A 20,617-nucleotide genomic window follows, 5' to 3' on the forward strand; every position below is an offset into this window, starting at 1 on the left:
TTTAGTAGCCTATTTGAGTGTCGCCGTAGCGCTGGTGTTGGTACTGCATAGGTACGGGCTTAGTAATGGCAATTTCTCGGCCTGTCGTCACAAAGTAGCGAGTGGTATCCATCAAGTGATCGTTTTTCTTAACGATTTTTCCTTTTTCATCGCGTCGGTACATACGATATTCGGCAAGCCAGTTCTGCATTGATTTGAAGACTTTGAGCTGCCCTGCAGAAAACATAGTCCAAGTCGCATAAAGCCCCGTCTCAATACCGTTGTCTGCATTTTCCAAATTCAAGCCCAAGTCGGTATACATCTGCATCAACTGCTCGCCGTCTTTCTGTCCCCGGCCTCTTGCAGCCGGGTCAATCGTGCCCGGTATCCAATCGCCACGGTCCTGAATAGATCTGGCATGAACAACCGGCTCGGCCTCACCACGGTAATGCTCGCTATATAGATATACAGTGCGAGAAGATGGATCAATCGCCCCCCACACCACCGCCGTCCTTTTCCAGCCCACATCCATGGCGTAGGCGCGGGGCCAATGATCAGGAATCTGAAAATCATCAACCGTGATATCTTCTTCTGGGATAGGGTAAATTGCCCCTGCCCCCAGCGATGGAACGCCCTTCGACCGCGCAGCTCGCTGATGTGGCATATAAGAAGCAAACAACATCGCCTTGGTCTGCTCGTCCAAGTGCGGCACATCATCCCAAGTCGCCATCACTACAAAGCGGCTAGCCACCTCGTCGGTCTGTTCTTTAATGTCCCCGCCTGGCAAGAACATCAACACAACGTCTGACAGCCCAGATAGCGGCGTAAACGTGAGCATTAACAAGCCCCGCGTTGTCGCTACGCGAGTTAAACACTCGTCGTAAACCTCTTGCGGCGGCTCTTCATCCAGCCAAATAAAGTCTTGCTCGGTCCCTTGGAACGACTTACGCCCCTGATCGAATGACTTAAAACCTAGCTTAGAGACGCCACCCGATACATGCCTTACTTCTACAATTTCAACGCCATCCGGCACGCCGGGCTGCGGCACAATGCGCACAATATGATTTAACGGGATCATGCCCGTACCGCGTGCTGATTTTGGCCCTAAAAGCTTCTCAGCCAGAATGTCGCGGACTGTTTGCCGCGTATCTCCTGCTGCCCAGCCTTTTGTGGCCCGATCAAACCGCTTTCCTTCCCACCAGTCAGGATAAAGTCCCGTGAGGTGGAGCATGACCTCATAAGCCCCGACCCCCTCGGTTTTGCCTACCCGATTAGCAGCCATCATCAAGCGCTGCTGGTAATTCAACCCAGCCGCAAAGAAGCCCATGTGCTTCTTATACGCAAAACGGCTACACAGCCCCTCGTCGGGGTAATACGTTTTCCATTTATTCGTTGCTACGCGTCGTGCTTTTTCTGCTAGTAGTGCGAGCAGCTTAGTTTTTTGGGAGGTATTGAGCGAGTTTTGCATCAAGCTCATCCTCTGTTAAATCCTCAAGTGGGTCTTTAGGCGCTTCTGGCTTATCTAGGCTGAATGCCTCACGCCCCAGCGATACAATGGTCTTCCATGAATCCGTAAGCTTTTTCAGCGTATCAACGCGAGCAGGCAAGGCCACAGCGGCTTCCATTCTCAATCTGCGCCGGTCGCCTTCATCCTCAGCAGTGACAATGACAATCTCGTCGATCATCATCTGCTCGTTCTCGGTCGCGTCTGTGAGTTGATTTGCCATGGTCTTAGCGAGCAATTGCAGCCTGGCAATCTCAGTGCGATGCCCAAGAACCAGTGCCACCGCCGTGCTCGCCGCTTCTTCGACAATTTCCCGCTCTGTCGCGTGGCTTTTCGTGAGCATGGGCGCTCTGGCCAGCTTAGCTTTCACCGCTACATCAACGCGTGCGCTTAAATCTTTTTCCCAGCCATCGCGCTTAGCTCGCTTGCGAATTGCACCTTCCGTGACATCGCACTGCGCCGCAAGCGCGTGATTACTGAGCTTGCCCGCGCGATAGAGACGTTCAATCCGCTCCCAATCCGTTACTTTCTTAGGTTCAGTCACAGTACTTTCACGCCAGAAATAGGCATTGCATACAGCGTGGCGCGGATATCGTCGGCCAGATCAGTAATAGAAATGGCTTTCGTGTAGATACCCACAAAGCGCTTCACGCACACCCGCAGCCCGAAATGCTCTTCCGATAACTCCGGCGCGACAGTAATCTCGCCATTCTCAACAAACACCGCAAAATTGTTACAAATTGGGCGCAACTTTTTAGATGCTTTCTTGATCGGCTTTCTATTTAGAAAACCATTAATTAACGCTAGCGCCTCTTTAGCGCACTCAGTGCAGTCGAGCACAGTAAATTCATACATTTCAGTAGCAGCATTTACAGGCATAGATCACCTCCTTTGAGGTGGCGCTTTCGCGCAATACAAAAAGCCCGTCTCGGTGAAGAGTACGGGCTGAATCTGGCTAAATTGGGCGCTAGAAATGCAAAACGCCCCAATCAGATTGATCAGGGCGCATTGGTTACAAGCATAGCGAAATCATACAAAGTGAACGACATGGCGTCAATAGCGATTTTTACAGGGGTTTAAGTCCTTCCGCCAGTGCGGCGCAGGCTAATGCTGTTCTTTTATCTATCTCAAGAGGGCGATTATCTTTAAAAGTCGCCCCTCGCTCTAAGCTTTGAAGCGTAGGCAGGCTAACACCCAGCGCATCTGCTGCTTGCTGCTGGGTGTAGCTCATGGTGGCTGTACGCCACAGTTTGAATTGTTCGTGCGTCATGCTTGCCTCAAAAGCCCCGAAGGGCTTTGGGTTATTCTTCTTCGATTTCACGCGCTACGAGCTTAAAGCCATTTCCGCTCGCTGGAACAAGCAGGTACTTTTCATCCCAACTAAAAATCCCCAATGTGCTTTCTGGCTCGTCACCACCAAAAGTAGGTAGCGATGTTGTATCAATACCGGCCTCTTGAAAATCGCCATCAAAGTTATTGAGGAAGCTCAGCAGTTCTTGCAGTGTTTTTACATTTGCGAGTGACATTTTAAATCCCCTACGTTGTTTGGCTGCCGTTGCATCCATGACGTAACTATAGCGATACTAAATAATTTAGTAAATAGGCTTTAACTAAATAATTTAGTATTTCGATGAACGGTAAGCCTGTCCCAAACTGAGGGTCAGGCGAATTTGGTACGCGGTACGCATTAATTTTCTAGTGCGTACCAAGTGTGCGTACCAGCCGCAACATATAAGAATGCACAGTAAGAACTTAGTAAGATAGTTATAGGTAAACTTTTCTCCAGCAATGCCAGTCGTCCCCTATTTCAAGCTCCTTCCCGACTCCGTCATGCATCGTAAATATCTTCCTTACCCCGTTGCGCTCGATAAGAAGACCAAAATCCCCGAAAAGGTGCTGTACTGGATAAAGAACTTTTTCATAGGGGATCTTTTCAAAGGCCACTCTTTCCAATTCGTTTGAAATATGAATTGGCTTCACATCAATAATAGTGATATCGCCCATATCAATGCTCCACCACACCCACCCACTGCTTTTTCCTAAACATCATTTCGCACATATCCAGCGCCACGGCCTCGAGCTTGTCTAGTGCTCGCTCTACCCCTTCCACCCACTTGCGAAACTCGCGGCACGGAATGCCGTAATCCAGCCCAATCTGATCGCAGTTAATGCCCCCTTTCCCATCTATGCGCTGCTGCCTACGCGCGTAATCCCGATCCTGCGCTCGTAGCATCCAACGATACGCGACCTCTATCGCGGGAGCCTGTCCTACGTCATCCGCATCGGGCAATTGATCCCAAATCGCCTTGGCTGTGGCCACACGTACCGCCTCATGTGGGGTCCGACGCCCTGTAATGAGCAGTAGCGCCAGCGGCTGATCGTGCAGCGCCTCTTGTGCCGTCCGTAAAATCATACTGGCCTGCGCCCTCACGTCTAAATGATGCCCCGTTGGCACTCCACCACGCGCGGTCATAATTCGCCCAATCTGGCTGCGTGTTGTCGGGTCAACCGCCGCCGCATCCGCAGTAAGCGCCCACTTCATCGCGTGGCCCGCGTCAGTCCAGTGATCTCGTAGCATTTAATCCCCTCCACCACGTATGGCATCAGCAAATCTAGCTAGTAGATGTATCCTCTGGATCGCATCTTCGTTAGCAATTTCATCACCCAAATACAGCAAATGCGCTGCTAATTGCGGGCTTCCTTGTACTACCGCTTGGGCGATGGCCTGCATTTCGGAATCGAGCATTTAAACCTCTCTAATCTGGATGCCGTGGACTTTCAGCATGAGCTTGCGCTTGATGATGTAATCAGCAGTTTTAAAGCCCTTTACATCGATCACCTCTTTGCGTCCGTCCGCATACTCCACACGGAAATCAGCGATATAGTGACAGGCCCGCTCTGCACATTTGCCGTCAATTCTTTGTGACGGCACTAGCTCAAACTTAACTTGTTTCTCGATCACGACGACTCGCTCGGCTGGATTGTTCGCATTACGAAACAATTCCAGTTTTGCCGCAAAGGCGGCTTCTTTCTTCGAGTCGTAGCCACCCGTTTTTTGGTTTTTATACTTGCTTGGCTTAGGGTGCAAAAGTTAACCTCACACAATTGGCCCAGCGAGCCAGTGCCTCGCCAGTCGTTGCCCCGTATTCGCGCACGGTCAGCCCATTGATCTGTCCATAGCAAAGATATTGACCGGAAAAAGAGCTAAATTTGATTCTTGGTTTCATATGCGCCCCATTGCGGAGCGGACATACGGCAATAGATGCACATAGTTCATGTATGCATCCTTTGGCGTCATGCCGTAAGCACAGGCTTCGCTACTGCGACACTCCCACATGGGCGAGAGGTGTTTAATTCTCTTAATGCGCGGCCTTGCCAACTTCTCTTTGATGGCTTTGCCAGATCCATTGATCCGTTCTTCCCATTTTTTGACGTAACCTATCGCTTTTCCCATGATCGGCCAGCCAATTGTCTGAATAGTCATTTCACCGTCCTCACTAAATCTCGCTGAAACAGCTCACGCAAAGTAAGCACAATCGCCCTGTCCGCCATCGCTCGGCGCTCCTCTTTGCTCAGATGCACCCCATTGTCAATTTCATGGTGGCATTTCAAGCACAGCGCAGCGGTCAGGGCGTCGTCCACTTTTTGGCTCTTGCCTTTACCCTCGTTCCTGTGAGCCGCTTGCACGCCGTGCGTACCGCAAAGTACGCAAAATTCGAGACTGCGTACCGCATCAAGCCAAGTAGCGCTTTTCTTGGGTGCGGCCTTGGGGATGGCTTGGCGTGTTGCTCCGGCTAAAACGATAGAAGCGTCACCGCTTGCACTGTTTTCTTGCCAAGACTGAGGGCGCGCGCATACTTTGCTCATGACTCGGCCTCGCTTTTTTCTGCCCAATATTTTTCATACACATCTTGCGTCAGCATCTGCGAAAAAAACTCAGGTCTGCTTCTCAATGACGAAACGCCGTAATGGTTGTCTCCTGTCCTCACATGGCTTGATGCGCTATCGCGGTAATCAATCCAAAGTTTTAAAAACACTGCAGCCGCTTCGTTAAAGCCTTCTTCTTTAAAGGCTTGATCGGCCCCTTCTTTCTGTCCGTACGCTGCCGCTCTTTGCGTTACATGCCAAATGATCCGGTATTTGATAGTCTCGGCGCTTTGAGCCGCTTTTTGAGCCTCTTCGCTCAACTCACGAAGCTGATCAATAGTTAATCCATCTAGTAGCGCTTTCGTTGATTTGCTCATTGCATGTCTTCCGGTAAAAGAAGCATTCCGCTCATCCATGGGATGACTCGGACGTTCAAGCCCAATACCTGCGCATCGTATGTATACCCGCCACTGGATGGCATACCGAACTTGGCGGAGGCAGTGAATTGCATGCCAAACGAAGCTGCAGCCACCCCCATTAGCTCCTCAAAATCACTTGGCCCCATAAGCAACGTTCGCGAACGAGTATTCCAATTCTCAAAAATATTGCGCTTAGCCTTATAAAGCCTCTCCATGAAACTACTGGCTAAGAAAGTAACGTGCTCAACCTCAATCGTTTTCAAGAATGCGGGCTTAATCCTCCCCTTCGCCTTCATCGCAGCTAAAAAACGCTTTGTTTTGCGGCTTGGATTTACAACCGTAAATTCCTCTTCGAGGTTTTTGGGCGTGAAAACATCAGAGCGCCGGTGAAAAACCATATTGATCACGTCTCTACTCATGACTTAGTCCCGTCAGCAGAAGACCAAAACCGAAGATAATCGGGTTCAGGTAAGCGATACGGGGTGAGCAATGGCATCTCACTGGAAAAACGATGACTGAGCATTGGATTTGCAGTGAAATCTGAAGCAACAGTCTTAAAATTTTCCTCAAAAGAAGACAAAAAAACGGCCAGCGCATCTAGATAGCATTCCTCCCTAAAATACATATCTTTATCTTTCGCATTGCGGACTACCCAAATCGTCCGAGCCGGCGCACTTTTTACCTCAGATATTTTTGACTCAAGCACTTCCCGCATCGCGACTAGCTGTCTCAACTCTAAATCGCTAATTCGCTCTTCAAAGCTCAAGGAACCTAGGTTTTCGATTAACTCTTTCTGATTCATTGCACCAACCCCCTACTCGCCGGAAAACAAACCCCATACTCAGTAGCCGCATCCGCTTCTACTTGAGTCGTGTACTCGCTAAACTCTTTCACCCCCATGTCACTTGTGGATTTTCGGCGGATGATCACGTCCCCATTGGGTAGCGTTACGTCCTCGCAAACGCCGAATTTGCGTGCAAAATGCTCATGCCAAACATCAGGGCCAAATTTCTTGCCGGCCACCCACACCTGCTCGCTGATGCTTTTGAGCACTACGGCCCAGTAGTAGGCGTTTTGCTCGCTGTTTCGCTTGCGCTCTGATGTGGTCACAATCACCCGCAGCGGCGTGCCGTTCTCGATCAGGGCTTTGGCGTTGTCTCGCACCAATGCGCCAATGGCAGCCCAGACACTTGGCCCATTTAGGATGAATTCGCGGTATAGGGCGCTCATTCCGTCCATTCCTTCGCCACGGCCCTAGCATCCATTTCCTGTGCAGCAATCCACTTTTCACACGCCGCACTGGTTTTAAACTTCGCCGCAGACGATAGAATGCTGGCTAGGCCAGAATGGTTTTTGCACGCGAACCAGTTAGGGGCTTTGTTGTGCTCGGCCACGTAGATGATGCTCATGCTGTGGCCGTCCATAGTTCGTATACCTTCTTGGGTAGGCTGTGCTGACAGGCAAGATGCTTAAGCGGAGGAAGCGAGACAATGTGAAATCCATCAATAACCACCAAGGGGCGCTTGTCGCTTAACATTTGATCAACTTGTGCGGCAACGTACGCAAAATAAAAAAGTCGCTGCTTCTCTTTCTTAGAGAAATCATTCCACCAAGAAAACGGGACTTGAATCCGCGCTTTACACTTCACTTTACGTCCGTAGTCAAAGCGGTCGAATTTCACTTCAACCATGCCGCACATGTTGTAAAACTCGGCCATTTTGAATGAAATGGTTTTGGAGTTATCTGTTCTCATGCCGCTATCCGCCTCTGATCCGCCCAATCAAACAAAACTACCGTACCGTTTTCAGAAAGTCGGCTCGCAATTCGAGCGCCGACGGCCTTGCCGAAGCTCTCAAAGCTCAAATTGCTAATCGTCAAAACCGGCTTTTTAGCGTTGTAGCGGCGATTTACAACCTCTTGCAGCAACAACCTGTCGGTGTCTGAGCCACGAATCTGGTCGATTTCGTCAATGATCAGCAGATCAAAATCGGCAAAACGCTGGATTTCACCGTTTTCAGTCTTGCCCTCGGTGCCGTAGCTCTCCTTGATTTCGGAGAGAATCCCCATTGATGTGGCATAGCGGCATGACATACCAGCTCCAACAATCAAACGCTGCATCACTTCGCACGCCAGTAGCGTTTTTCCCGTCCCCGTCTCACCTACCAGATTGAGCGAGGCCCACACCTTTTTTTGCGTCACTTGGTCGTAAAACAGCTTCGCCGCTTGCCGTGCCCGTCTCTGCTCGTCACTTGTAGCCACGAACTTTTGCCCGACATATTTTTCCGGCAAATGGGATACGGTCATCAGCGCTTTCGCACGCTCTTCTAGCCACTCGACCGGCAACGTTTTTGCCGCTTTCTGGCTAACGCAAACAGGACAAACCCAGCTTTTCACGCTTGGCGGCACAGAAATCACCTGCTCACCATGCTTTTCGCATGTACCCCGCCATTGGCGAAAGCCTGAAAACATCGGCAACACAGACAAATCGAGGCTTTTGCTGGCACGTTCAATCACGGTTGTCATGCGGCCACCTCTGGCATAACGCCAAAATCATCTAGGTCAGCGTCGCTGTAAATCGCGCTACCTTTCCCTTTCGCAATCATTCGAGCCAGCGAGGTCGCGGCCAATTCACGGTCAGAGGTGCGATCAAAACTCGTTTGAAATTTATCGTTCGACGCCACGAATTTCGGCGAATCCCTTGCAGGTTTTCCATAGTCCTCAACCATGGGCCGCAAATACGCCACGCTGATCTGTTCGCCTGGCTTGCGGCTTTGCGCTAGTTCGGCAGCAGCAAGCCAGTCAGCATCAGGCTGTAGCAGTGCTGCGGCGAAATCACTGCGCCGCAAGATGGCTGGCGTAGCTTGAATTCCTTTTTCTCGCAGGAGCTTGGCAACTTCAACCGCTCGATCAATTTTTGGCTCGTCAGAAGTGAGCGCGGTGCTTTTTTCGTTTTCGCGCAATTCTGGTTGAGTTACTACGCTCTCTACTACGGAGGGGTTTAGTGGTGTCTGGGGACTGGGGACTGGGGACTGGGGATACGTTGCAGGCGTTTCAGCTGCCGTTGCAGGTGCGACCTGAAACGGCGTTTCAGGTGCGTTCAAGGTCGCTACTTTTTCACGCAATAGCGTTACAGGTGCATTCCATGCAACGGCTACACCCGCAACCCGCAGCGCTTCAAACAATTGCGCCCGCTCTTCACGGTGGCGTTGCAGGCGCTCTTTTCCCTTGGCTGTCTTTGCTTCTCTTGCTGGTAAGCCATCCAGATATGATATTAAATCTTCATCGCAGCGCTTGTTATGCCAGCAACCATCCGCTTCTAAGATAAAAAACTCATTGAGCACGACTTCTACAGCCTCGCGCTCTTCATCTGTGCGTGCGCCAACCAAGCGAGCCACCGCCTTTACATCATTCAAAAATGGCTTTTCTGAGGCGTAATACTTCCGAATCAACCGGCTATAAACACCGTCCTCCAATAAAGAGAGGTGGGCCGTCGCTTGGGCATAATCGCCGATGTGATGTTCGTAATAGTTCATTACGCAGCCCTCTCGCCAAATTGGGCCTTGATGTACGCATCGCCCGCATTGGTAATAAATGGCTGATCACGGTCTTTGTCATTAGCGGCAACCTGCTTGATGACGCCATAGCCTTTATCAACAAACCATTGCATCCACACCATCTTATCGGTGCGCTTAAAAGCCATGCCGTGCTCACGTAGCAGGCGTCCAAGCTTGACGGCAGATAGCCCCATACTCTTAGCCACATCGGTCAGGCTACGGAGATTGTCGCGGGCTACATATTTGTCGAAGTGCTCTACTTTTGGCGCGGCCAAAAGTAATGCCGTTTGCTGTTCTTCGATTTGCTCGGCCTGTCTAGATGCCAGCATCAAAGCCTCAGAAAAAGTAACAGGGATAGCAAAGACGGGCGTTCGGGCTTCTTTTAAAATAGCAAGCACATCACGGCGCACAGCCTTTGACTCGCGCATTGAAACCAGCATGCATTGATCAAGCGTTAGGGAGGCAACCCAAGACACTGTGCCGTTAGGATTTTTCACTACGAAACTTTCGTAGTGCTCGCCTTCCAGCTCATCAAACACACGTTCAGCAAAATCATTGCGACGAATGGGTTGCTCGCCATTGCTCACGCGCTTTTCATTGATTAAATCAAGCAAGGTGAGGCTACTTAGCAATTCACTCGCATCGACCTTGCTATTGAGAATCAAATTACTCATAATTAACTCCAAGGATTAATCAACTTCACTTGAAAAATCTTCACCCCGCACATGGCCCACCCATTGCGGGGTTTTCCTCTTTTGAACTACCGGCATAGCCGTCTCAAAAACTGATCGCGCTGCGCATGCAATACCAATATCTGCGCATAGATAATGGATACGTCGATTCCCATGTCGCAATACCAGCTCATGACCCGCTCAGCGTCCGCAATTTCCACTTCCAGCTTGAATAGCTGCCAGTACAAATTGAGCCTGCGCCAAATGCTTTTCATGATTTGACCTTCGCTTGAAAACCGACGGTGTCTTGTAAAGCTTGCCCGCTCATCAATGAAGCCAGCGCCCATGAGTCGTTACTGGCGCAGCCACTGCACGCTTCCTTAGTTAGCCATTCCGCCACCAACAGCGTGGCTGCTTGCCGGACTTCCTGTGTCACCGCATCGGGCGACAAATCAACAGCAATACCCACGTAAGCACGTGCCAGGCATTTCATGGCTCGGTACTTTTCTTCGCTCACCACCACTTGGCCTTCAGGAATTAAGCGCAGGCGCAGCACACTCAAAAAAGCGTCTAGCTGGCTGATTTTTACGCCCTGCTGGTTGTGAACCATCTTGGTTACAGCCCCTTCATCAACGCCCATCGTCAGCGCAACTTCTTTTTGCGAGACAAACGTCAATGCATCCCGAATAAGTAGACTTGCTTGTTTCATGTTTCTGCCCTCAATTGATGGCAATTCAATTGGTTATCGTTATTGCTTTGCGTCTGTAAAACTGATGGCATAGAACAACTGGAGCTACCAACATGAGCACAAACCTCGGCATACAGCGCCACAGCAGCATGAAAGGCATGAGCATCAATGCGCTTTGTTTGAGTGCGAGTAATCGCCCGACTCACCCCCGATTGAGTGAGTCCAATACGCTCAGCGATATCTTTTTGCGTCATCCGTGTGGCATTGATATCACGGAGCATCTGGGAGAAATCAATAGTAATATTTTCCATGAGTATAATCATAATTCTACAAATGACTTAACTCAAGATAAATATGAGCAAGCTCATTTGCTGACAGCCTCAGTTACATCCAAAATTATGAGTATGGACATACTCATAAAAACCGTGCGTAACCTCATGGAACAAAACAAGGTTTCGCAAGAAGAATTTACGGCCGCCATCAAGATGAGTCAGTCATGGTGCAGCCGTTTTCTGTCCGGTGAGATTAAAGACCCAAGACGGAAGACCGTAGAAAAAATTGCTGATTTTTTTAAAGTGACTTACGAATATTTAACGACTGGCGAAATGGCAGACAGCCAGGGAGGACAAGTCACGTCAGTAAATGCGCTAATTCTTATTAACCGCATCATTGCGCTTGATAGCAAAGGCTTGCTTAATCAGTCTCTCTACAATGCATTAAGCACCACTTTGGATTTGGTATCCGCCAGCCAAGCCGAAGAGCAGGTTGTTTCAGAAGAGTGCAAAGGCCCGCGCTCTGCTGGCCCAGCTTTCACTCCAGACGGCAAACCCATCATGGGCAATTCGGATGAAACCGAAGATAAGTTCGACACCCTGATTGCCACACAAGCAGCGCGTACCAACAAAAAAACCGGCTGATTGGCCGGTTTTTTCTTGCCCTTTTTGGGCAATTCCTTTGTCTAGTCATCAGCGATACGCTGGCAAGCCATGGATACGCGCATCATCCGCCGCGAAAATATCAAGTTTCTCGCTGCTCAATACTCTACGCAAACCGCAGCCGCACACGCGATGGGGCTGGATGACATTCGCCTATCGCAATTCATTAGCGGGAGTAAAAACATCGGCCATGCCCTCGCAAGCCGAATAGAGGACAAAATCGGCCTGACGAAAGGTAGTTTATCTCTCCCGCTCATTGCCCATTTAAGGCAAGATGACGCCCCATACAATACCCAGTTTCAATTACTCGCTATTCTCTCCGTTACAACCCTGCCCGAATCAGATGCAGCGGCACTGCTACACCTATTAAAGAGATTAATTTGACCGTATTTGCTTTAAGCCATCAAAACTTCGCAGCACCTATTCGCAGAATCAACGGTTTCACAGCAAGGGCGATGCAAGCTCACTTGTATGACGAGCTAGGCATCAAAAGAAAAGGTTGTGTCTTTGTATTTCCCAAGGGAAGCCGTGGTGCAGCCAATATGCTGATCTATTGGCTACTTCAGCTCTATGTTTCTGCGCCAACTGCCACGGCAGGCTGGTTTATCCAAGTGCCCACTGACGTACTTCGCAAAGTATGGCCAGAAGATCACTGGCCAGACACCCATCACATCACCTGCTTTGCACTGCAATCCATGGGCAACGCCGTCCCCACTCCACTGACTATTAATATTACTCATCAACAGCGCACGGAGCTGTTGGCGTGGAGTCCATTACCCTTACTTATCGGTATTAATGAAATTACATGTCTTAACGCACGAGCGCCCGTCATGCGAATAAATGACCATGAATTCATTGCGCCCGATGGAGCACAAATTCTCGGAGGGGAATACTGGACCATTCACAGTTTAAAACGACTCAGCAACACCTATAATCACTTGGCTTACATGGTGGATTGGGTTGATGCATTGGGCATTCCACGCGAGCATGCAAAAGTACGTGTACTTGCCGCCTGTATCCATACTCACGATCAAATCGACGCGATGGACGAACTAATCCACTGGCTCCCTTATCTCTTGCCCGACGAAGATGCACAGGCAGTGGCAAACAAGCTAAGTAAGCGTTCAAATCTAGAAGGAACACGATGGAAACCAGCGGACTCCGCCCAGATGCAGAGCAGCGGATTGCGTCACTAATCCACCCCGATTCAATCATGCCGGACGGGGTGACGGGCGAATATTGGACGGTCACTTTAGCGGGGCCAGTCAGTATGACTGTAGGGGTGGTGATTCAGATCAATAGTCCTTATCACGCCCTTGCTTGTCGCTTAGTACCGACAGCGTTACTCGCTAAATTCGCCAGTCCGACCATCTTAAAGCAGTGGCAACATCAGCTCATCGTTTTAGAAGAAGCATTGAACGCCAAAGAAACGGCGAGTCCCTATCCGAACAATATTATTTATAGCGACCCACTGCCTTTCAGGTATCCAGAAGCACAAGTCGCATTAACAGAGCTATTTCAAGAGTTTTGCGGCGAACTACTCACGGAAACGCCCAACCCCAGCCCATCATCAGAGCACAAAGGCCCGCCGCCCAAGCGTAGGACGAAGATTTAGACCAATGAAACCCGCCAAGTGCGGGTTTTTTAACGTTCGTTTAAAAAAATCACTTAAAACATACGGCTAGTTAATCTGTCCGAACCGATTAACATGAATGGTTACGTCCTGCTTGCCGTTTAGTAGGTATTTCCTAGATTTCCCGTCATAGCTAACCCGAAGACTAAATGTATCAACTCCCCGAATAACGTCCATTGCAATGCAATTCTCTAGCATGCTATTAGGAATAATTAAAAAATCATTTTTGTTTGACCCATGCATCACAAACACATAAAAAGTTTGGCTAGTGTTATTTGCTTCAAAGGCTTTTCGCTTTACGCCAAAAGCATATACCCCATCCTTAATATTCGCCGTTTTCACTTGAATATGAAAATATTTCCCTAGCTCATTAGCGGCAACTAAATCAATCCCTTTATCTACCGTCATTAACGAGACATTGAAATTTCTAAATAATAATTCAGACATCACCGCGTACTCCCCTGCTTTCCCAATAAAACCAGTATCACCGGTTAGTACGGGGTCGGGAGTTGGGGATACAAAAAGAGGCGCTGTTGCTCTCTTTAAGCGGTAAATCCCCCGTTTTAATCCGCCCGTTTTATTTTGCACCTTGGCAAAGCGTGACGTTTTTGCTTTTACATTAGCGGCAAGTGCAGAAGATAGTTTCTTTGATAACGCCTCGACAGTAACCTCAATCGAAGGGTTGGCCGCTAGGTATCGCTGAGCAATAATATTTACATGCAGCTCAGTCCTCTCCTTCTCTAGTACGCAAGCGGCAATCGCAAGTAGATCCATACTACTCCTCCTTATAAATAGACTAAGAAATTTTCAAGCAAGCACTAAGTAACAATAGAGCAAGCGCTTAGAAAAATCACCGCCCTCTGACACCTACGATCAAAAAAACAAAATAATCATTAAAAATCATAAACTTATCAACTTTTATGAGTAAATTCATAACTAAAACTTGATTATGATTATGCTCATAATCATAATGACTTCATCAAACGCAAACCACCGCACTGATCTGATCTTTACCTCTGCCAAAGCAACAAACCACACCGCCCGCAGCGCGTTGATGCAGCCTACGAATGGCGAGCCTCTTCGATATCCATTTGGATTTAAACGCAGGAGCAACACGGGGATGACGCAGGAGTTAACAAGCCTAACGTCGCGGTGTACCGCCGATTCGAGAGAGTCGGCACACATAAGCTGTGACAGGCTGCTTATGTGTTTAACGGGAGGATGTATGAATACAAATGAAGCAACACAGACATCAACAGGGGCAGAACAGCCGAACTACTGCTACAGCCTCGACCAAGAAGGATACAGCTCAGAACCGCTGATTGATGTGCTTCAGCGCGGTGAGTCAGATGAGCTGATAGGCCAAAACTACTGGAGAGGAATTGCAGTTCATCCAAACCCCTCTTCGTTCTTCGATATTGATCGTCTTTTTGAAGATATTGGCGAGCGTGCTTGTGATGATCATGGCGAATGGGCGGAAGACTTCCCTGATGTAAGTGATGAAAAGAAAGCCGAGCTAAACGCAATCATCACGGAATGGCTCGATAAAAATATCGACGTTACTTTTTACGCAGTCACTAACGTTGAAGAATTAGTGGTAACGGAAAGCGATTTGGAATAACCCAAGCATTAAAAGCCGATTCCATGAGTCGGCATCCATTAGCTAAGTCGCGCTCTTTACAGTAATCAATTAATACGAAAATTCTTTTCCCTTACTAGCTGATCGGTAAGCGGGTTTTAATATAACAGCAGAGCAGAACACCGCCCCTATCTGCAGCCGGTGAAGGTGTAGCCGTGCACGACTTAGCTAATGGATGTACGAAATAACTGCAGCAGCCAAGCGCCCAGCCCAAGGTGGCGCACTCATACGCCAAAACACGGTGCAAATAACATGAGCAGTTCGAGGGAGCCTGTTCGGCGCAGGTTTATTGGTTTCCTGCGACCAGTACCAACTCCTGATCGAACGTAAGCAGCAACACCAAGCGAATTGTTAGCGCAGTTTGCTTTAGTGTTTTTGTTTAACCAACCCTAGGAAAGTCACATGGCTATCACACTCGTACCAGAATCATCGGCCATTGACATGATTGGCCCTTATTTGGCTGCAAAGGCAATTTGTCCAGGCTGCAAGCATGAAAACATACTTGTGCATATCGAAGGCCCTACCAGTCCTGTTAAGGCTATTTCGGTTTGCCCGCAAATCACCGCGCATATTGTTGATGATGATGGCGTGAGTAATTTTGAATTTGTCCACTAAAACAAAGGAACGTAAATGTCAGAAACAGCAATTGAGCAAGAAATTCAAGAAAAGGGTTTGACCGCGCCGCGGATTACGCCAAGTCATATCGATAGCTTGATTGTTGGCGAGCGCTACTTCACTGCGGCGGATGGATGTCTCGGCGAGTGGCAGTACCGGCACGACACTGGCGATAACGCACCGATGGAACAAGTGAATGAAGCACATCACCTGCTTACCTTCTGCGTGCTGGTGTTGAAAAACGGCTTCACCGTCACCGGCGAAAGCGCTTGCGCCAGCCCTGAAAACTTTAACGCTGAAATCGGTCGCAAAATTGCCCTTGAAAACGCTAGATCAAAGATTTGGGCGCTTGAAGGCTATGTATTACGCAATAAGCTGGCCGGTATTTAAGTTTTAGCGGTGACTGCGACCGTATCACAACGGCAGAGACGCCCACCGGAGCGTATCCGGCACCAACATTGAAGCGGCGGCGCTGGAGAGAAGCGCAAACGCAAGCTGGAGATGCCAGCAAGGGACTTACCCTCCGAGAGATTCGGGAAAAAAATCATTGCTGGATTAACGCCCAGCCCACTTCAATGCCACCTACCCACCGGAGAGAACGGGCATTTCGCCCTAGTAGTGGTCCGAAAATTTGGAGCGGAGAATTTGTCCGCCGTAGAGCCTGCAACGAAAGAATAGGCACCAAGATTGCATCGTCATCACGGAAGGACGTGACATACCCTGAAGCTGTACTGGTTACAGCAGCGTGCAAAAGCCCAAGCAACGCCTCTGTCATGATGGGATGGTTTGGCAATAGCTGGAATCAAGCCCAGCACGATGCAATGTTGGTGAATTGCCAAGGCTGATTGGCGTATTGCGGCGCTACGACCCACTAGGCCCGCTGAAATAGCACGAGAGAGTCAAAGCCGGAGATCAGCTCCAGCCACCAACTTCATCAACTCCTCCCTTTGCCCGCTAACCATGCGGGCTTTTTTTCGGAGTCATCCATCATGATCGACGTTACCCAGCCCTACTCTACTGAGTACGGTTTCAAAGTTTCCGCTCAGGCCACTATGGATGAGTCCAAAGAAAAAGTGATCGCTGCCGTGTCCAAAGCCATCGGCGACATTAGAGCCCGCTTTGTAGCAGATAAAGCGCTGCCCGAAGAGGGTGTATGCCATTGGCTGATCAAGGTGTTCGTATGAGCGACAGCCAGGTGCTCACTATCGAAGATATCGAAGTTGAGGTTATTTTCGAGCACGGCCCTCGGCATTCAGTCGAGATTGAAGCCGTCCGCGCAACACAGCCTAATTCTGATATCGCCCCGCTGATTATGCAGGGCATGGACTACATCGAAAGCCGCCTCGTTGCGTTTTTAACCATAGAGCGCGATCAGCACGAAACAGATATAGCCCACGCTCGTTTACCGGAGCTAACCACATGCTACTAATCCGCATTCTTCGTGCTCAGCAAGTTTCAGAAGACTTGAAAGAGCTGCACGATCTAAAAAAAGATGGCTGGGATTTACGCGATGTCAGCACCCGCCAAGAGCTAATCACCGTTGCTACCAAAAAGGTTTCAATATGCGAATTCTTCTTGCCCTCCAACAAAAAGCCCGCGCTATTAGCCGCGTCACTGTAACCGCCCTGATCGCCATCGCATTGATGATGATCATTTGGCAAGTCATGGCCATGTGCCTGTTCTTCCTGCCGGTGCCGTGGGGCATCGTGGCCGCGTTTGTCGTTCTGATGCTGACCTGCTGGCTAATGATCCGCATCGCAGATAAGCGCCATCCTGTTTTAATGGCCACAAGAGGGGCGCATCAATGACTGCGAAAATTATGTACGCCTCTCCAGAGGCCGCAAGCATTCAAACCGTAACTGGCTGGGTATCGAGCAGAGGTAGATTCTTTGCTCATGACGAACACATGGCTCGTTATGATGGCAGCACCCATAAACTGTGCGAATGCGGCGCAGAAGTGGATCAAAAAAGCTATTGCTCCCCATGCGCATTAAAAAAGCTACAAGCACGCTTTGATGCTATGCCCTATCAAGCATGGAATGGCAAAGACTGGCTTTATAGTCACTCAGCTGATCGTTATTTTGATAATCCAAGTCAAATTATTGAGTATTGCGAAGAGGAGGAGGTTTCTGTATTTGACCTGCAACTAGTTTTTTGTATTAGCAATTTACCAGAGCAGATCAATCTAACGGAGATCTGGCGTGATGATATGCCAGAAGATGGCGATGAAAGCCATATTCCCGCCCCAATCCTCAACGCATTGGCAGTATTAAATAAGGCTATCAAAGAAAATGCGGAGCCTCTTTCGTACTCCCCAACAGACTTTTCCGTATCGGAAAAGTCACTGATTGAACACTTTGGAGCGCCACAATGAGCGTCCTCAAAGTCAGCGGTCGCTTTAAAGAGGAAACCGCGAAAAAAGTAGCGGATTTTCTGTCCTTTGCCGGTTTCACCGTCATGGATGCGATCGACTACATGCCCAAAAAAGGCACGAGCGAGTTTCAAGTTTTAATTGATACGCCCAACACCAAGTCCGCCCTGAAGCGCATTGCTGCAGAGTGCGGCTATCCGGTAACGGTCAAGTAGTTATCAAATACCCATCAAGTAAACCAATACCGCACTGATGCGGTTTTTTTACGCCTGAATTTGGAGAAATGGCATGAATAAGCAGCAATTCAAACAGCTGTGGGGAGAGACGCGGCAAAAGGCCCGCGCTAGCAAACTCATTGCTTGGGATTTGCCTCGATACCCAACGTTCACCTTTGCCAATCACTACTTTTGGCTTCGGTGCCGCCCATTTATCCATCAACACCTCAGCCCCACCGAAAAACGGGCGCTCCCTTTTTAAGGATCAATATCATGCAATTTCAAAAGGCACAGCGCAAGAAAGCTAAGCTACGGCTGGCACTGACTGGCCCAAGTGGATCAGGTAAGACCTACGGCGCACTACTGGTAGCCAAAGGCCTTGGCGGAAAAATAGCCCTGATCGATACGGAAAAAGGCAGTGCAAGCCTGTATTCGCACATCGCTGATTTTGATGTGTTGGAGCTTTTAGCTCCCTACTCTCCAGAGCGATTTATTGATGCGATTAATGCCGCTGAGTCGGGCGGCTACGATGTTTTAATCATCGATTCCACCACCCACGAATGGTCTGGCGTTGGCGGGTGTCTTGAGCTGGTTGATGCAGTAGCCAAGGCAAAGTTTAAGGGCAATTCTTGGTCGGCATGGAATGAAGTAACGCCGCGCCACCGGAAATTTATCGACACCATCCTGCAATCCCCCTTGCACATCATTGCAACCATGCGAAGCAAGACAGAAACAGCGCAGGTAGAGGTTAATGGACGCAAGACGGTACAGAAGCTGGGAATGAAGGCCGAACAGCGAGACGGCTCAGAGTACGAATTCACCACAGTCCTTGATATTACCCATGACGGCAACTTGGCGATGGTAAGCAAGGACAGAACGGGGTTATTTAAAGATCCTATTCAGCTATCAGAGCGCACAGGGCAAATGCTGATTGAGTGGCTAGAAAGCGGCAAAGACCCCGCCGCAATGGACGCCGAAGAGGTAGCGCTTGCGGTTGAAGCGCTAAATGCTTGCGAGTCACTTGGGCAGGCGCAAGGTATATTTGGCGGGGCATGGAAGCGTTGCCCTGATGGGCTAAAGACCTCGCTAAAAGCAACGTATGACAAAGTAAAAGCTGACCTAGCCGCGCAACAGGAGCCCGCATAGCATGAATAAAATCACAATTACTGGCCGACTTGGCCGAGATTCTGAATTAAGAGCACTACCGAATGGCGACCCTGTTCTGTCTTTTGCCGTAGCTGATGATGTTGGTTTTGGCGAAAAGAAGCACACGCAGTGGTTTAGTTGCGCCCTCTTCGGCAAACGAGCACAGGCATTGGCGGCTTACTTAAAAAAGGGACAGCAAATCGTTGTGTTTGGTTCGCTTGATCTACGCGAATGGAATGACAAAGAAGGGCAAAAGCGAACCACTCCAGAGGTGCGCGTAGACGAGGTGGTACTTGGAAGTAGACCAGAGTCAACCAAGCCTGCCGCTGCGCCAAGCCCTACGCCAGCCCCTAGCGAGCAAAATTCATTCAGCGATTTTGAAGACGACATTCCTTTCTGAGGTCAGCCATGAACCTATATCAAATGAATCGAGAATTTCTCGATGCAGTGCAAGACCTGTCTGCGCAGCTTGAAGCGGGCGATATCACACAACAAATATTTGATGACACCATTGAGGGGCTGGCTTTTGAGCCCGAGCAAAAGGCCCTGAACGTAGCGAAGTACATCCGCAGCTTAGAAATTGAAGCGGAGGCCATTAAGGTGGTAGAAGATGCACGCAAATCGGCCCGTGAGTCGCTGCAAAAGAAAGCCGCAAGCTTACGTGAGTATCTGGCCCGTGAATTGGACGCTAGCGGGCTAAGCCCCAAAGATAGCGAAATCAGCGTATCTACTAAGCGCAATCCGCCAAGCGTTTTGGTCGATGATTTTGACAAGCTAGACGCCGAGTTTGTTCGTGTTGTGCCCGAGAAATATGAGGCGGACAAAAATAAACTAAAGGACGCGCTAAAAGCGGGCCGAGAAATAGACGGCGCACGGCTGGAACGGAAATTAGCACTCACGATTAAGTAACCCCTAAGCCCGCTGATGCGGGCTTTTACTTGGATGATGATTATGAGAAAAGTAACGATTCACCCTGAAGAGCACCCAATGCATGCGACTGGGCTTTTTCATTGCTGGGGACAGTGCTTTGTTGAAGAAAGAGATTTCAATGGTTCGTACAGCGTTGCAATTATTGAGCTGGAAGATGGCCGTATTGCTGAGGTTTTACCTGAGCAAGTCAAATTCCTCACCCCGCCAGATCAAGAGGTAGCAACCCTACGCGATCAGTTTGCATTGCAAGCAATTAGCACGGCCCTATCGTCATCAGACCGGCGTTTCTTTTGTCAGAATCAAGACAAAGAAGCTGTTTGGGCTTACGAAATTGCAGATGCGATGCTTAAGGCGCGAACTGAAAAGAAATTCAACCGTGCTGAGCGTATTGCTGAGCTGGAAAAAGAAGTTGAAGCGCTGAAATGCAACGCCGAATAATCCATTTTATTGA

At 49.3% G+C, this 20,617-nt stretch carries 43 protein-coding genes; 18 read left to right on the top strand and 25 right to left on the bottom strand.

Annotation, left to right across the window (positions count from 1 at the left end; all coding sequences use genetic code 11):
- Position 1 precedes the first annotated feature (1 nt).
- The 24 genes from VN23_RS21475 to VN23_RS22440 all read right to left on the bottom strand — a co-directional run bounded on the left by VN23_RS21475 (position 2) and on the right by VN23_RS22440 (position 10,936).
- A complete protein-coding gene (locus tag VN23_RS21475; protein WP_197433069.1) occupies positions 2–1,447 on the bottom strand; it encodes a terminase large subunit domain-containing protein in 1,446 nt (481 codons plus the stop codon).
- Complete coding sequence (locus VN23_RS09025) at positions 1,413–2,027, bottom strand: hypothetical protein (RefSeq protein ID WP_046352724.1); 615 nt, start codon at positions 2,025–2,027, stop codon at positions 1,413–1,415. The genes VN23_RS21475 and VN23_RS09025 overlap by 35 nt, the downstream gene beginning before the upstream one ends.
- Complete coding sequence (locus tag VN23_RS09030) at positions 2,024–2,362, bottom strand: hypothetical protein (RefSeq protein WP_046352723.1); 339 nt, start codon at positions 2,360–2,362, stop codon at positions 2,024–2,026. Before VN23_RS09030 ends, VN23_RS09025 begins: the two co-directional genes overlap by 4 nt.
- Before the next feature lie 187 nt (positions 2,363–2,549).
- Positions 2,550–2,753, bottom strand: a complete 204-nt coding sequence (locus tag VN23_RS09035; protein WP_046352722.1) for a hypothetical protein — start codon at positions 2,751–2,753, stop codon at positions 2,550–2,552.
- A 31-nt stretch (positions 2,754–2,784) separates the two neighbouring features.
- Positions 2,785–3,048 (bottom strand): hypothetical protein, encoded by a 264-nt coding sequence (locus VN23_RS09040; RefSeq protein ID WP_156455162.1) that lies wholly within the window; start codon positions 3,046–3,048, stop codon positions 2,785–2,787.
- A 199-nt stretch (positions 3,049–3,247) separates the two neighbouring features.
- Complete coding sequence (locus VN23_RS09045; protein ID WP_046352720.1) at positions 3,248–3,487, bottom strand: hypothetical protein; 240 nt, start codon at positions 3,485–3,487, stop codon at positions 3,248–3,250.
- Position 3,488: 1 nt separating this feature from the next.
- Complete coding sequence (locus VN23_RS09050) at positions 3,489–4,061, bottom strand: hypothetical protein (RefSeq protein ID WP_046352719.1); 573 nt, start codon at positions 4,059–4,061, stop codon at positions 3,489–3,491.
- Positions 4,062–4,229, bottom strand: coding sequence for a hypothetical protein (locus VN23_RS21810; protein ID WP_156455163.1), 168 nt, complete (start codon positions 4,227–4,229; stop codon positions 4,062–4,064).
- The gene (locus VN23_RS09055; protein ID WP_046352718.1) at positions 4,230–4,571 is read right to left on the bottom strand and encodes a DUF1064 domain-containing protein; all 342 of its coding nucleotides are present in this window, start codon (positions 4,569–4,571) and stop codon (positions 4,230–4,232) included. It lies immediately after the preceding gene.
- Positions 4,561–4,710, bottom strand: a complete 150-nt coding sequence (locus tag VN23_RS21965) for a hypothetical protein (RefSeq protein ID WP_197433070.1) — start codon at positions 4,708–4,710, stop codon at positions 4,561–4,563. The genes VN23_RS09055 and VN23_RS21965 overlap by 11 nt, the downstream gene beginning before the upstream one ends.
- Positions 4,707–4,967, bottom strand: a complete 261-nt coding sequence (locus VN23_RS09060; RefSeq protein ID WP_046352717.1) for a hypothetical protein — start codon at positions 4,965–4,967, stop codon at positions 4,707–4,709. The genes VN23_RS21965 and VN23_RS09060 overlap by 4 nt, the downstream gene beginning before the upstream one ends.
- Positions 4,964–5,350, bottom strand: coding sequence for a hypothetical protein (locus VN23_RS09065; protein WP_197433071.1), 387 nt, complete (start codon positions 5,348–5,350; stop codon positions 4,964–4,966). Before VN23_RS09065 ends, VN23_RS09060 begins: the two co-directional genes overlap by 4 nt.
- The gene (locus VN23_RS09070) at positions 5,347–5,727 is read right to left on the bottom strand and encodes a hypothetical protein (protein ID WP_046352716.1); all 381 of its coding nucleotides are present in this window, start codon (positions 5,725–5,727) and stop codon (positions 5,347–5,349) included. Before VN23_RS09070 ends, VN23_RS09065 begins: the two co-directional genes overlap by 4 nt.
- A complete protein-coding gene (locus tag VN23_RS09075; RefSeq protein WP_046352715.1) occupies positions 5,724–6,188 on the bottom strand; it encodes a hypothetical protein in 465 nt (154 codons plus the stop codon). Before VN23_RS09075 ends, VN23_RS09070 begins: the two co-directional genes overlap by 4 nt.
- The gene (locus VN23_RS09080) at positions 6,185–6,571 is read right to left on the bottom strand and encodes a hypothetical protein (protein WP_046352714.1); all 387 of its coding nucleotides are present in this window, start codon (positions 6,569–6,571) and stop codon (positions 6,185–6,187) included. The genes VN23_RS09075 and VN23_RS09080 overlap by 4 nt, the downstream gene beginning before the upstream one ends.
- Complete coding sequence (locus VN23_RS09085) at positions 6,568–6,999, bottom strand: recombination protein NinB (protein ID WP_046352713.1); 432 nt, start codon at positions 6,997–6,999, stop codon at positions 6,568–6,570. Before VN23_RS09085 ends, VN23_RS09080 begins: the two co-directional genes overlap by 4 nt.
- On the bottom strand, positions 6,996–7,178 hold the full coding sequence (locus VN23_RS09090; RefSeq protein ID WP_046352712.1) for a hypothetical protein: 183 nt from the start codon (positions 7,176–7,178) through the stop codon (positions 6,996–6,998). The genes VN23_RS09085 and VN23_RS09090 overlap by 4 nt, the downstream gene beginning before the upstream one ends.
- Positions 7,175–7,522: a hypothetical protein gene (locus VN23_RS09095; protein WP_046352711.1), complete on the bottom strand. Its 348-nt coding sequence runs from the start codon at positions 7,520–7,522 to the stop codon at positions 7,175–7,177. The genes VN23_RS09090 and VN23_RS09095 overlap by 4 nt, the downstream gene beginning before the upstream one ends.
- Positions 7,519–8,292: an ATP-binding protein gene (locus VN23_RS09100; RefSeq protein WP_046352710.1), complete on the bottom strand. Its 774-nt coding sequence runs from the start codon at positions 8,290–8,292 to the stop codon at positions 7,519–7,521. The genes VN23_RS09095 and VN23_RS09100 overlap by 4 nt, the downstream gene beginning before the upstream one ends.
- Positions 8,289–9,302: a YdaU family protein gene (locus VN23_RS09105; protein WP_052746680.1), complete on the bottom strand. Its 1,014-nt coding sequence runs from the start codon at positions 9,300–9,302 to the stop codon at positions 8,289–8,291. Before VN23_RS09105 ends, VN23_RS09100 begins: the two co-directional genes overlap by 4 nt.
- On the bottom strand, positions 9,302–9,997 hold the full coding sequence (locus VN23_RS09110; protein WP_052746679.1) for a phage antirepressor KilAC domain-containing protein: 696 nt from the start codon (positions 9,995–9,997) through the stop codon (positions 9,302–9,304). Before VN23_RS09110 ends, VN23_RS09105 begins: the two co-directional genes overlap by 1 nt.
- Positions 9,998–10,083: 86 nt before the next feature.
- Positions 10,084–10,269, bottom strand: a complete 186-nt coding sequence (locus VN23_RS09115) for a hypothetical protein (protein WP_046352709.1) — start codon at positions 10,267–10,269, stop codon at positions 10,084–10,086.
- The gene (locus VN23_RS09120) at positions 10,266–10,703 is read right to left on the bottom strand and encodes a hypothetical protein (RefSeq protein WP_046352708.1); all 438 of its coding nucleotides are present in this window, start codon (positions 10,701–10,703) and stop codon (positions 10,266–10,268) included. The genes VN23_RS09115 and VN23_RS09120 overlap by 4 nt, the downstream gene beginning before the upstream one ends.
- Positions 10,700–10,936, bottom strand: coding sequence for a hypothetical protein (locus VN23_RS22440; RefSeq protein WP_442905432.1), 237 nt, complete (start codon positions 10,934–10,936; stop codon positions 10,700–10,702). The genes VN23_RS09120 and VN23_RS22440 overlap by 4 nt, the downstream gene beginning before the upstream one ends.
- On the opposite strand from VN23_RS22440, the gene VN23_RS21480 reads away from it, so the two are divergent.
- From VN23_RS21480 to VN23_RS09145, 4 genes are all read left to right on the top strand, one after another.
- Complete coding sequence (locus tag VN23_RS21480; RefSeq protein WP_231743379.1) at positions 10,841–11,599, top strand: helix-turn-helix domain-containing protein; 759 nt, start codon at positions 10,841–10,843, stop codon at positions 11,597–11,599. The genes VN23_RS22440 and VN23_RS21480 overlap by 96 nt on opposite strands.
- Positions 11,600–11,668: 69 nt before the next feature.
- Positions 11,669–12,001, top strand: a complete 333-nt coding sequence (locus VN23_RS09135) for a hypothetical protein (protein WP_046352705.1) — start codon at positions 11,669–11,671, stop codon at positions 11,999–12,001.
- A complete protein-coding gene (locus VN23_RS09140; protein WP_046352704.1) occupies positions 11,998–12,813 on the top strand; it encodes a hypothetical protein in 816 nt (271 codons plus the stop codon). The genes VN23_RS09135 and VN23_RS09140 overlap by 4 nt, the downstream gene beginning before the upstream one ends.
- Positions 12,762–13,232, top strand: a complete 471-nt coding sequence (locus VN23_RS09145) for a hypothetical protein (protein WP_156455165.1) — start codon at positions 12,762–12,764, stop codon at positions 13,230–13,232. Before VN23_RS09140 ends, VN23_RS09145 begins: the two co-directional genes overlap by 52 nt.
- Before the next feature lie 66 nt (positions 13,233–13,298).
- On the opposite strand, the gene VN23_RS09150 is transcribed toward VN23_RS09145, so the two are convergent.
- A complete protein-coding gene (locus VN23_RS09150) occupies positions 13,299–14,024 on the bottom strand; it encodes a hypothetical protein (protein ID WP_046352702.1) in 726 nt (241 codons plus the stop codon).
- Positions 14,025–14,475: 451 nt separating this feature from the next.
- Here VN23_RS09150 and VN23_RS09160 point away from each other — a divergent pair, with 451 nt between their 5' ends.
- The 14 genes from VN23_RS09160 to VN23_RS09220 all read left to right on the top strand — a co-directional run bounded on the left by VN23_RS09160 (position 14,476) and on the right by VN23_RS09220 (position 20,604).
- Positions 14,476–14,871, top strand: coding sequence for a hypothetical protein (locus VN23_RS09160; RefSeq protein ID WP_052746678.1), 396 nt, complete (start codon positions 14,476–14,478; stop codon positions 14,869–14,871).
- Between the two features lie 420 nt (positions 14,872–15,291).
- Complete coding sequence (locus VN23_RS09165; protein WP_046352700.1) at positions 15,292–15,504, top strand: hypothetical protein; 213 nt, start codon at positions 15,292–15,294, stop codon at positions 15,502–15,504.
- 15 nt (positions 15,505–15,519) lie between these two features.
- Positions 15,520–15,894, top strand: coding sequence for a Gp49 family protein (locus tag VN23_RS09170; RefSeq protein ID WP_046352699.1), 375 nt, complete (start codon positions 15,520–15,522; stop codon positions 15,892–15,894).
- A 320-nt stretch (positions 15,895–16,214) separates the two neighbouring features.
- Positions 16,215–16,349, top strand: a complete 135-nt coding sequence (locus tag VN23_RS22280; protein ID WP_257722044.1) for a hypothetical protein — start codon at positions 16,215–16,217, stop codon at positions 16,347–16,349.
- A 144-nt stretch (positions 16,350–16,493) separates the two neighbouring features.
- Positions 16,494–16,688, top strand: coding sequence for a hypothetical protein (locus tag VN23_RS09175; protein WP_046352698.1), 195 nt, complete (start codon positions 16,494–16,496; stop codon positions 16,686–16,688).
- The gene (locus VN23_RS09180; protein ID WP_046352697.1) at positions 16,685–16,933 is read left to right on the top strand and encodes a hypothetical protein; all 249 of its coding nucleotides are present in this window, start codon (positions 16,685–16,687) and stop codon (positions 16,931–16,933) included. Before VN23_RS09175 ends, VN23_RS09180 begins: the two co-directional genes overlap by 4 nt.
- Positions 16,924–17,124, top strand: a complete 201-nt coding sequence (locus VN23_RS09185) for a hypothetical protein (RefSeq protein WP_046352696.1) — start codon at positions 16,924–16,926, stop codon at positions 17,122–17,124. The genes VN23_RS09180 and VN23_RS09185 overlap by 10 nt, the downstream gene beginning before the upstream one ends.
- A complete protein-coding gene (locus VN23_RS21820; RefSeq protein WP_156455166.1) occupies positions 17,067–17,312 on the top strand; it encodes a hypothetical protein in 246 nt (81 codons plus the stop codon). Before VN23_RS09185 ends, VN23_RS21820 begins: the two co-directional genes overlap by 58 nt.
- Positions 17,309–17,878, top strand: coding sequence for a hypothetical protein (locus VN23_RS09190; protein ID WP_046352695.1), 570 nt, complete (start codon positions 17,309–17,311; stop codon positions 17,876–17,878). Before VN23_RS21820 ends, VN23_RS09190 begins: the two co-directional genes overlap by 4 nt.
- Positions 17,875–18,090, top strand: a complete 216-nt coding sequence (locus tag VN23_RS09195; protein ID WP_046352694.1) for a hypothetical protein — start codon at positions 17,875–17,877, stop codon at positions 18,088–18,090. The genes VN23_RS09190 and VN23_RS09195 overlap by 4 nt, the downstream gene beginning before the upstream one ends.
- 273 nt (positions 18,091–18,363) lie before the next feature.
- On the top strand, positions 18,364–19,236 hold the full coding sequence (locus VN23_RS09205) for an ATP-binding protein (RefSeq protein ID WP_046352692.1): 873 nt from the start codon (positions 18,364–18,366) through the stop codon (positions 19,234–19,236).
- A gap of 1 nt (position 19,237) precedes the next feature.
- Positions 19,238–19,636 carry a single-stranded DNA-binding protein gene (locus tag VN23_RS09210; protein ID WP_046352691.1) on the top strand — a complete coding sequence of 133 codons (399 nt, stop codon included), beginning with the start codon at positions 19,238–19,240 and terminating at the stop codon, positions 19,634–19,636.
- A gap of 23 nt (positions 19,637–19,659) precedes the next feature.
- Positions 19,660–20,145, top strand: a complete 486-nt coding sequence (locus VN23_RS09215) for a siphovirus Gp157 family protein (RefSeq protein WP_046352690.1) — start codon at positions 19,660–19,662, stop codon at positions 20,143–20,145.
- 42 nt (positions 20,146–20,187) lie between these two features.
- Positions 20,188–20,604 carry a hypothetical protein gene (locus tag VN23_RS09220; protein ID WP_156455167.1) on the top strand — a complete coding sequence of 139 codons (417 nt, stop codon included), beginning with the start codon at positions 20,188–20,190 and terminating at the stop codon, positions 20,602–20,604.
- Positions 20,605–20,617: the final 13 nt, after the last annotated feature.

The organism is Janthinobacterium sp. B9-8, assembly GCF_000969645.2.
Classification (GTDB): domain Bacteria; phylum Pseudomonadota; class Gammaproteobacteria; order Burkholderiales; family Chitinibacteraceae; genus Iodobacter.

Coding starts and splice junctions, on each gene's coding strand:
- VN23_RS09035 (WP_046352722.1), bottom strand. CDS start 2,753: ATGACGCACGAACAATTCAAACTGTGGCGTACAGCCACCATGAGCTAC.
- VN23_RS09165 (WP_046352700.1), top strand. CDS start 15,292: ATGGCTATCACACTCGTACCAGAATCATCGGCCATTGACATGATTGGC.
- VN23_RS09150 (WP_046352702.1), bottom strand. CDS start 14,024: ATGGATCTACTTGCGATTGCCGCTTGCGTACTAGAGAAGGAGAGGACT.
- VN23_RS21810 (WP_156455163.1), bottom strand. CDS start 4,229: ATGCTCGATTCCGAAATGCAGGCCATCGCCCAAGCGGTAGTACAAGGA.
- VN23_RS09170 (WP_046352699.1), top strand. CDS start 15,520: ATGTCAGAAACAGCAATTGAGCAAGAAATTCAAGAAAAGGGTTTGACC.
- VN23_RS09105 (WP_052746680.1), bottom strand. CDS start 9,302: ATGAACTATTACGAACATCACATCGGCGATTATGCCCAAGCGACGGCC.
- VN23_RS09115 (WP_046352709.1), bottom strand. CDS start 10,269: ATGAAAAGCATTTGGCGCAGGCTCAATTTGTACTGGCAGCTATTCAAG.
- VN23_RS09175 (WP_046352698.1), top strand. CDS start 16,494: ATGATCGACGTTACCCAGCCCTACTCTACTGAGTACGGTTTCAAAGTT.
- VN23_RS09100 (WP_046352710.1), bottom strand. CDS start 8,292: ATGACAACCGTGATTGAACGTGCCAGCAAAAGCCTCGATTTGTCTGTG.
- VN23_RS09185 (WP_046352696.1), top strand. CDS start 16,924: ATGCTACTAATCCGCATTCTTCGTGCTCAGCAAGTTTCAGAAGACTTG.
- VN23_RS09205 (WP_046352692.1), top strand. CDS start 18,364: ATGCAATTTCAAAAGGCACAGCGCAAGAAAGCTAAGCTACGGCTGGCA.
- VN23_RS09110 (WP_052746679.1), bottom strand. CDS start 9,997: ATGAGTAATTTGATTCTCAATAGCAAGGTCGATGCGAGTGAATTGCTA.
- VN23_RS22440 (WP_442905432.1), bottom strand. CDS start 10,936: ATGACGCAAAAAGATATCGCTGAGCGTATTGGACTCACTCAATCGGGG.
- VN23_RS09075 (WP_046352715.1), bottom strand. CDS start 6,188: ATGAGTAGAGACGTGATCAATATGGTTTTTCACCGGCGCTCTGATGTT.
- VN23_RS09065 (WP_197433071.1), bottom strand. CDS start 5,350: ATGAGCAAAGTATGCGCGCGCCCTCAGTCTTGGCAAGAAAACAGTGCA.
- VN23_RS21475 (WP_197433069.1), bottom strand. CDS start 1,447: ATGCAAAACTCGCTCAATACCTCCCAAAAAACTAAGCTGCTCGCACTA.
- VN23_RS09045 (WP_046352720.1), bottom strand. CDS start 3,487: ATGGGCGATATCACTATTATTGATGTGAAGCCAATTCATATTTCAAAC.
- VN23_RS21820 (WP_156455166.1), top strand. CDS start 17,067: ATGCGAATTCTTCTTGCCCTCCAACAAAAAGCCCGCGCTATTAGCCGC.
- VN23_RS09215 (WP_046352690.1), top strand. CDS start 19,660: ATGAATCGAGAATTTCTCGATGCAGTGCAAGACCTGTCTGCGCAGCTT.
- VN23_RS09085 (WP_046352713.1), bottom strand. CDS start 6,999: ATGAGCGCCCTATACCGCGAATTCATCCTAAATGGGCCAAGTGTCTGG.
- VN23_RS09195 (WP_046352694.1), top strand. CDS start 17,875: ATGAGCGTCCTCAAAGTCAGCGGTCGCTTTAAAGAGGAAACCGCGAAA.
- VN23_RS09040 (WP_156455162.1), bottom strand. CDS start 3,048: ATGGATGCAACGGCAGCCAAACAACGTAGGGGATTTAAAATGTCACTC.
- VN23_RS09210 (WP_046352691.1), top strand. CDS start 19,238: ATGAATAAAATCACAATTACTGGCCGACTTGGCCGAGATTCTGAATTA.
- VN23_RS09080 (WP_046352714.1), bottom strand. CDS start 6,571: ATGAATCAGAAAGAGTTAATCGAAAACCTAGGTTCCTTGAGCTTTGAA.
- VN23_RS09030 (WP_046352723.1), bottom strand. CDS start 2,362: ATGCCTGTAAATGCTGCTACTGAAATGTATGAATTTACTGTGCTCGAC.
- VN23_RS09050 (WP_046352719.1), bottom strand. CDS start 4,061: ATGCTACGAGATCACTGGACTGACGCGGGCCACGCGATGAAGTGGGCG.
- VN23_RS09135 (WP_046352705.1), top strand. CDS start 11,669: ATGGATACGCGCATCATCCGCCGCGAAAATATCAAGTTTCTCGCTGCT.
- VN23_RS09145 (WP_156455165.1), top strand. CDS start 12,762: ATGGAAACCAGCGGACTCCGCCCAGATGCAGAGCAGCGGATTGCGTCA.
- VN23_RS09120 (WP_046352708.1), bottom strand. CDS start 10,703: ATGAAACAAGCAAGTCTACTTATTCGGGATGCATTGACGTTTGTCTCG.
- VN23_RS09070 (WP_046352716.1), bottom strand. CDS start 5,727: ATGAGCAAATCAACGAAAGCGCTACTAGATGGATTAACTATTGATCAG.
- VN23_RS09090 (WP_046352712.1), bottom strand. CDS start 7,178: ATGAGCATCATCTACGTGGCCGAGCACAACAAAGCCCCTAACTGGTTC.
- VN23_RS09190 (WP_046352695.1), top strand. CDS start 17,309: ATGACTGCGAAAATTATGTACGCCTCTCCAGAGGCCGCAAGCATTCAA.
- VN23_RS09180 (WP_046352697.1), top strand. CDS start 16,685: ATGAGCGACAGCCAGGTGCTCACTATCGAAGATATCGAAGTTGAGGTT.
- VN23_RS09160 (WP_052746678.1), top strand. CDS start 14,476: ATGAATACAAATGAAGCAACACAGACATCAACAGGGGCAGAACAGCCG.
- VN23_RS09060 (WP_046352717.1), bottom strand. CDS start 4,967: ATGACTATTCAGACAATTGGCTGGCCGATCATGGGAAAAGCGATAGGT.
- VN23_RS21480 (WP_231743379.1), top strand. CDS start 10,841: ATGAGCATCAATGCGCTTTGTTTGAGTGCGAGTAATCGCCCGACTCAC.
- VN23_RS09095 (WP_046352711.1), bottom strand. CDS start 7,522: ATGAGAACAGATAACTCCAAAACCATTTCATTCAAAATGGCCGAGTTT.
- VN23_RS09220 (WP_156455167.1), top strand. CDS start 20,188: ATGAGAAAAGTAACGATTCACCCTGAAGAGCACCCAATGCATGCGACT.
- VN23_RS21965 (WP_197433070.1), bottom strand. CDS start 4,710: ATGAAACCAAGAATCAAATTTAGCTCTTTTTCCGGTCAATATCTTTGC.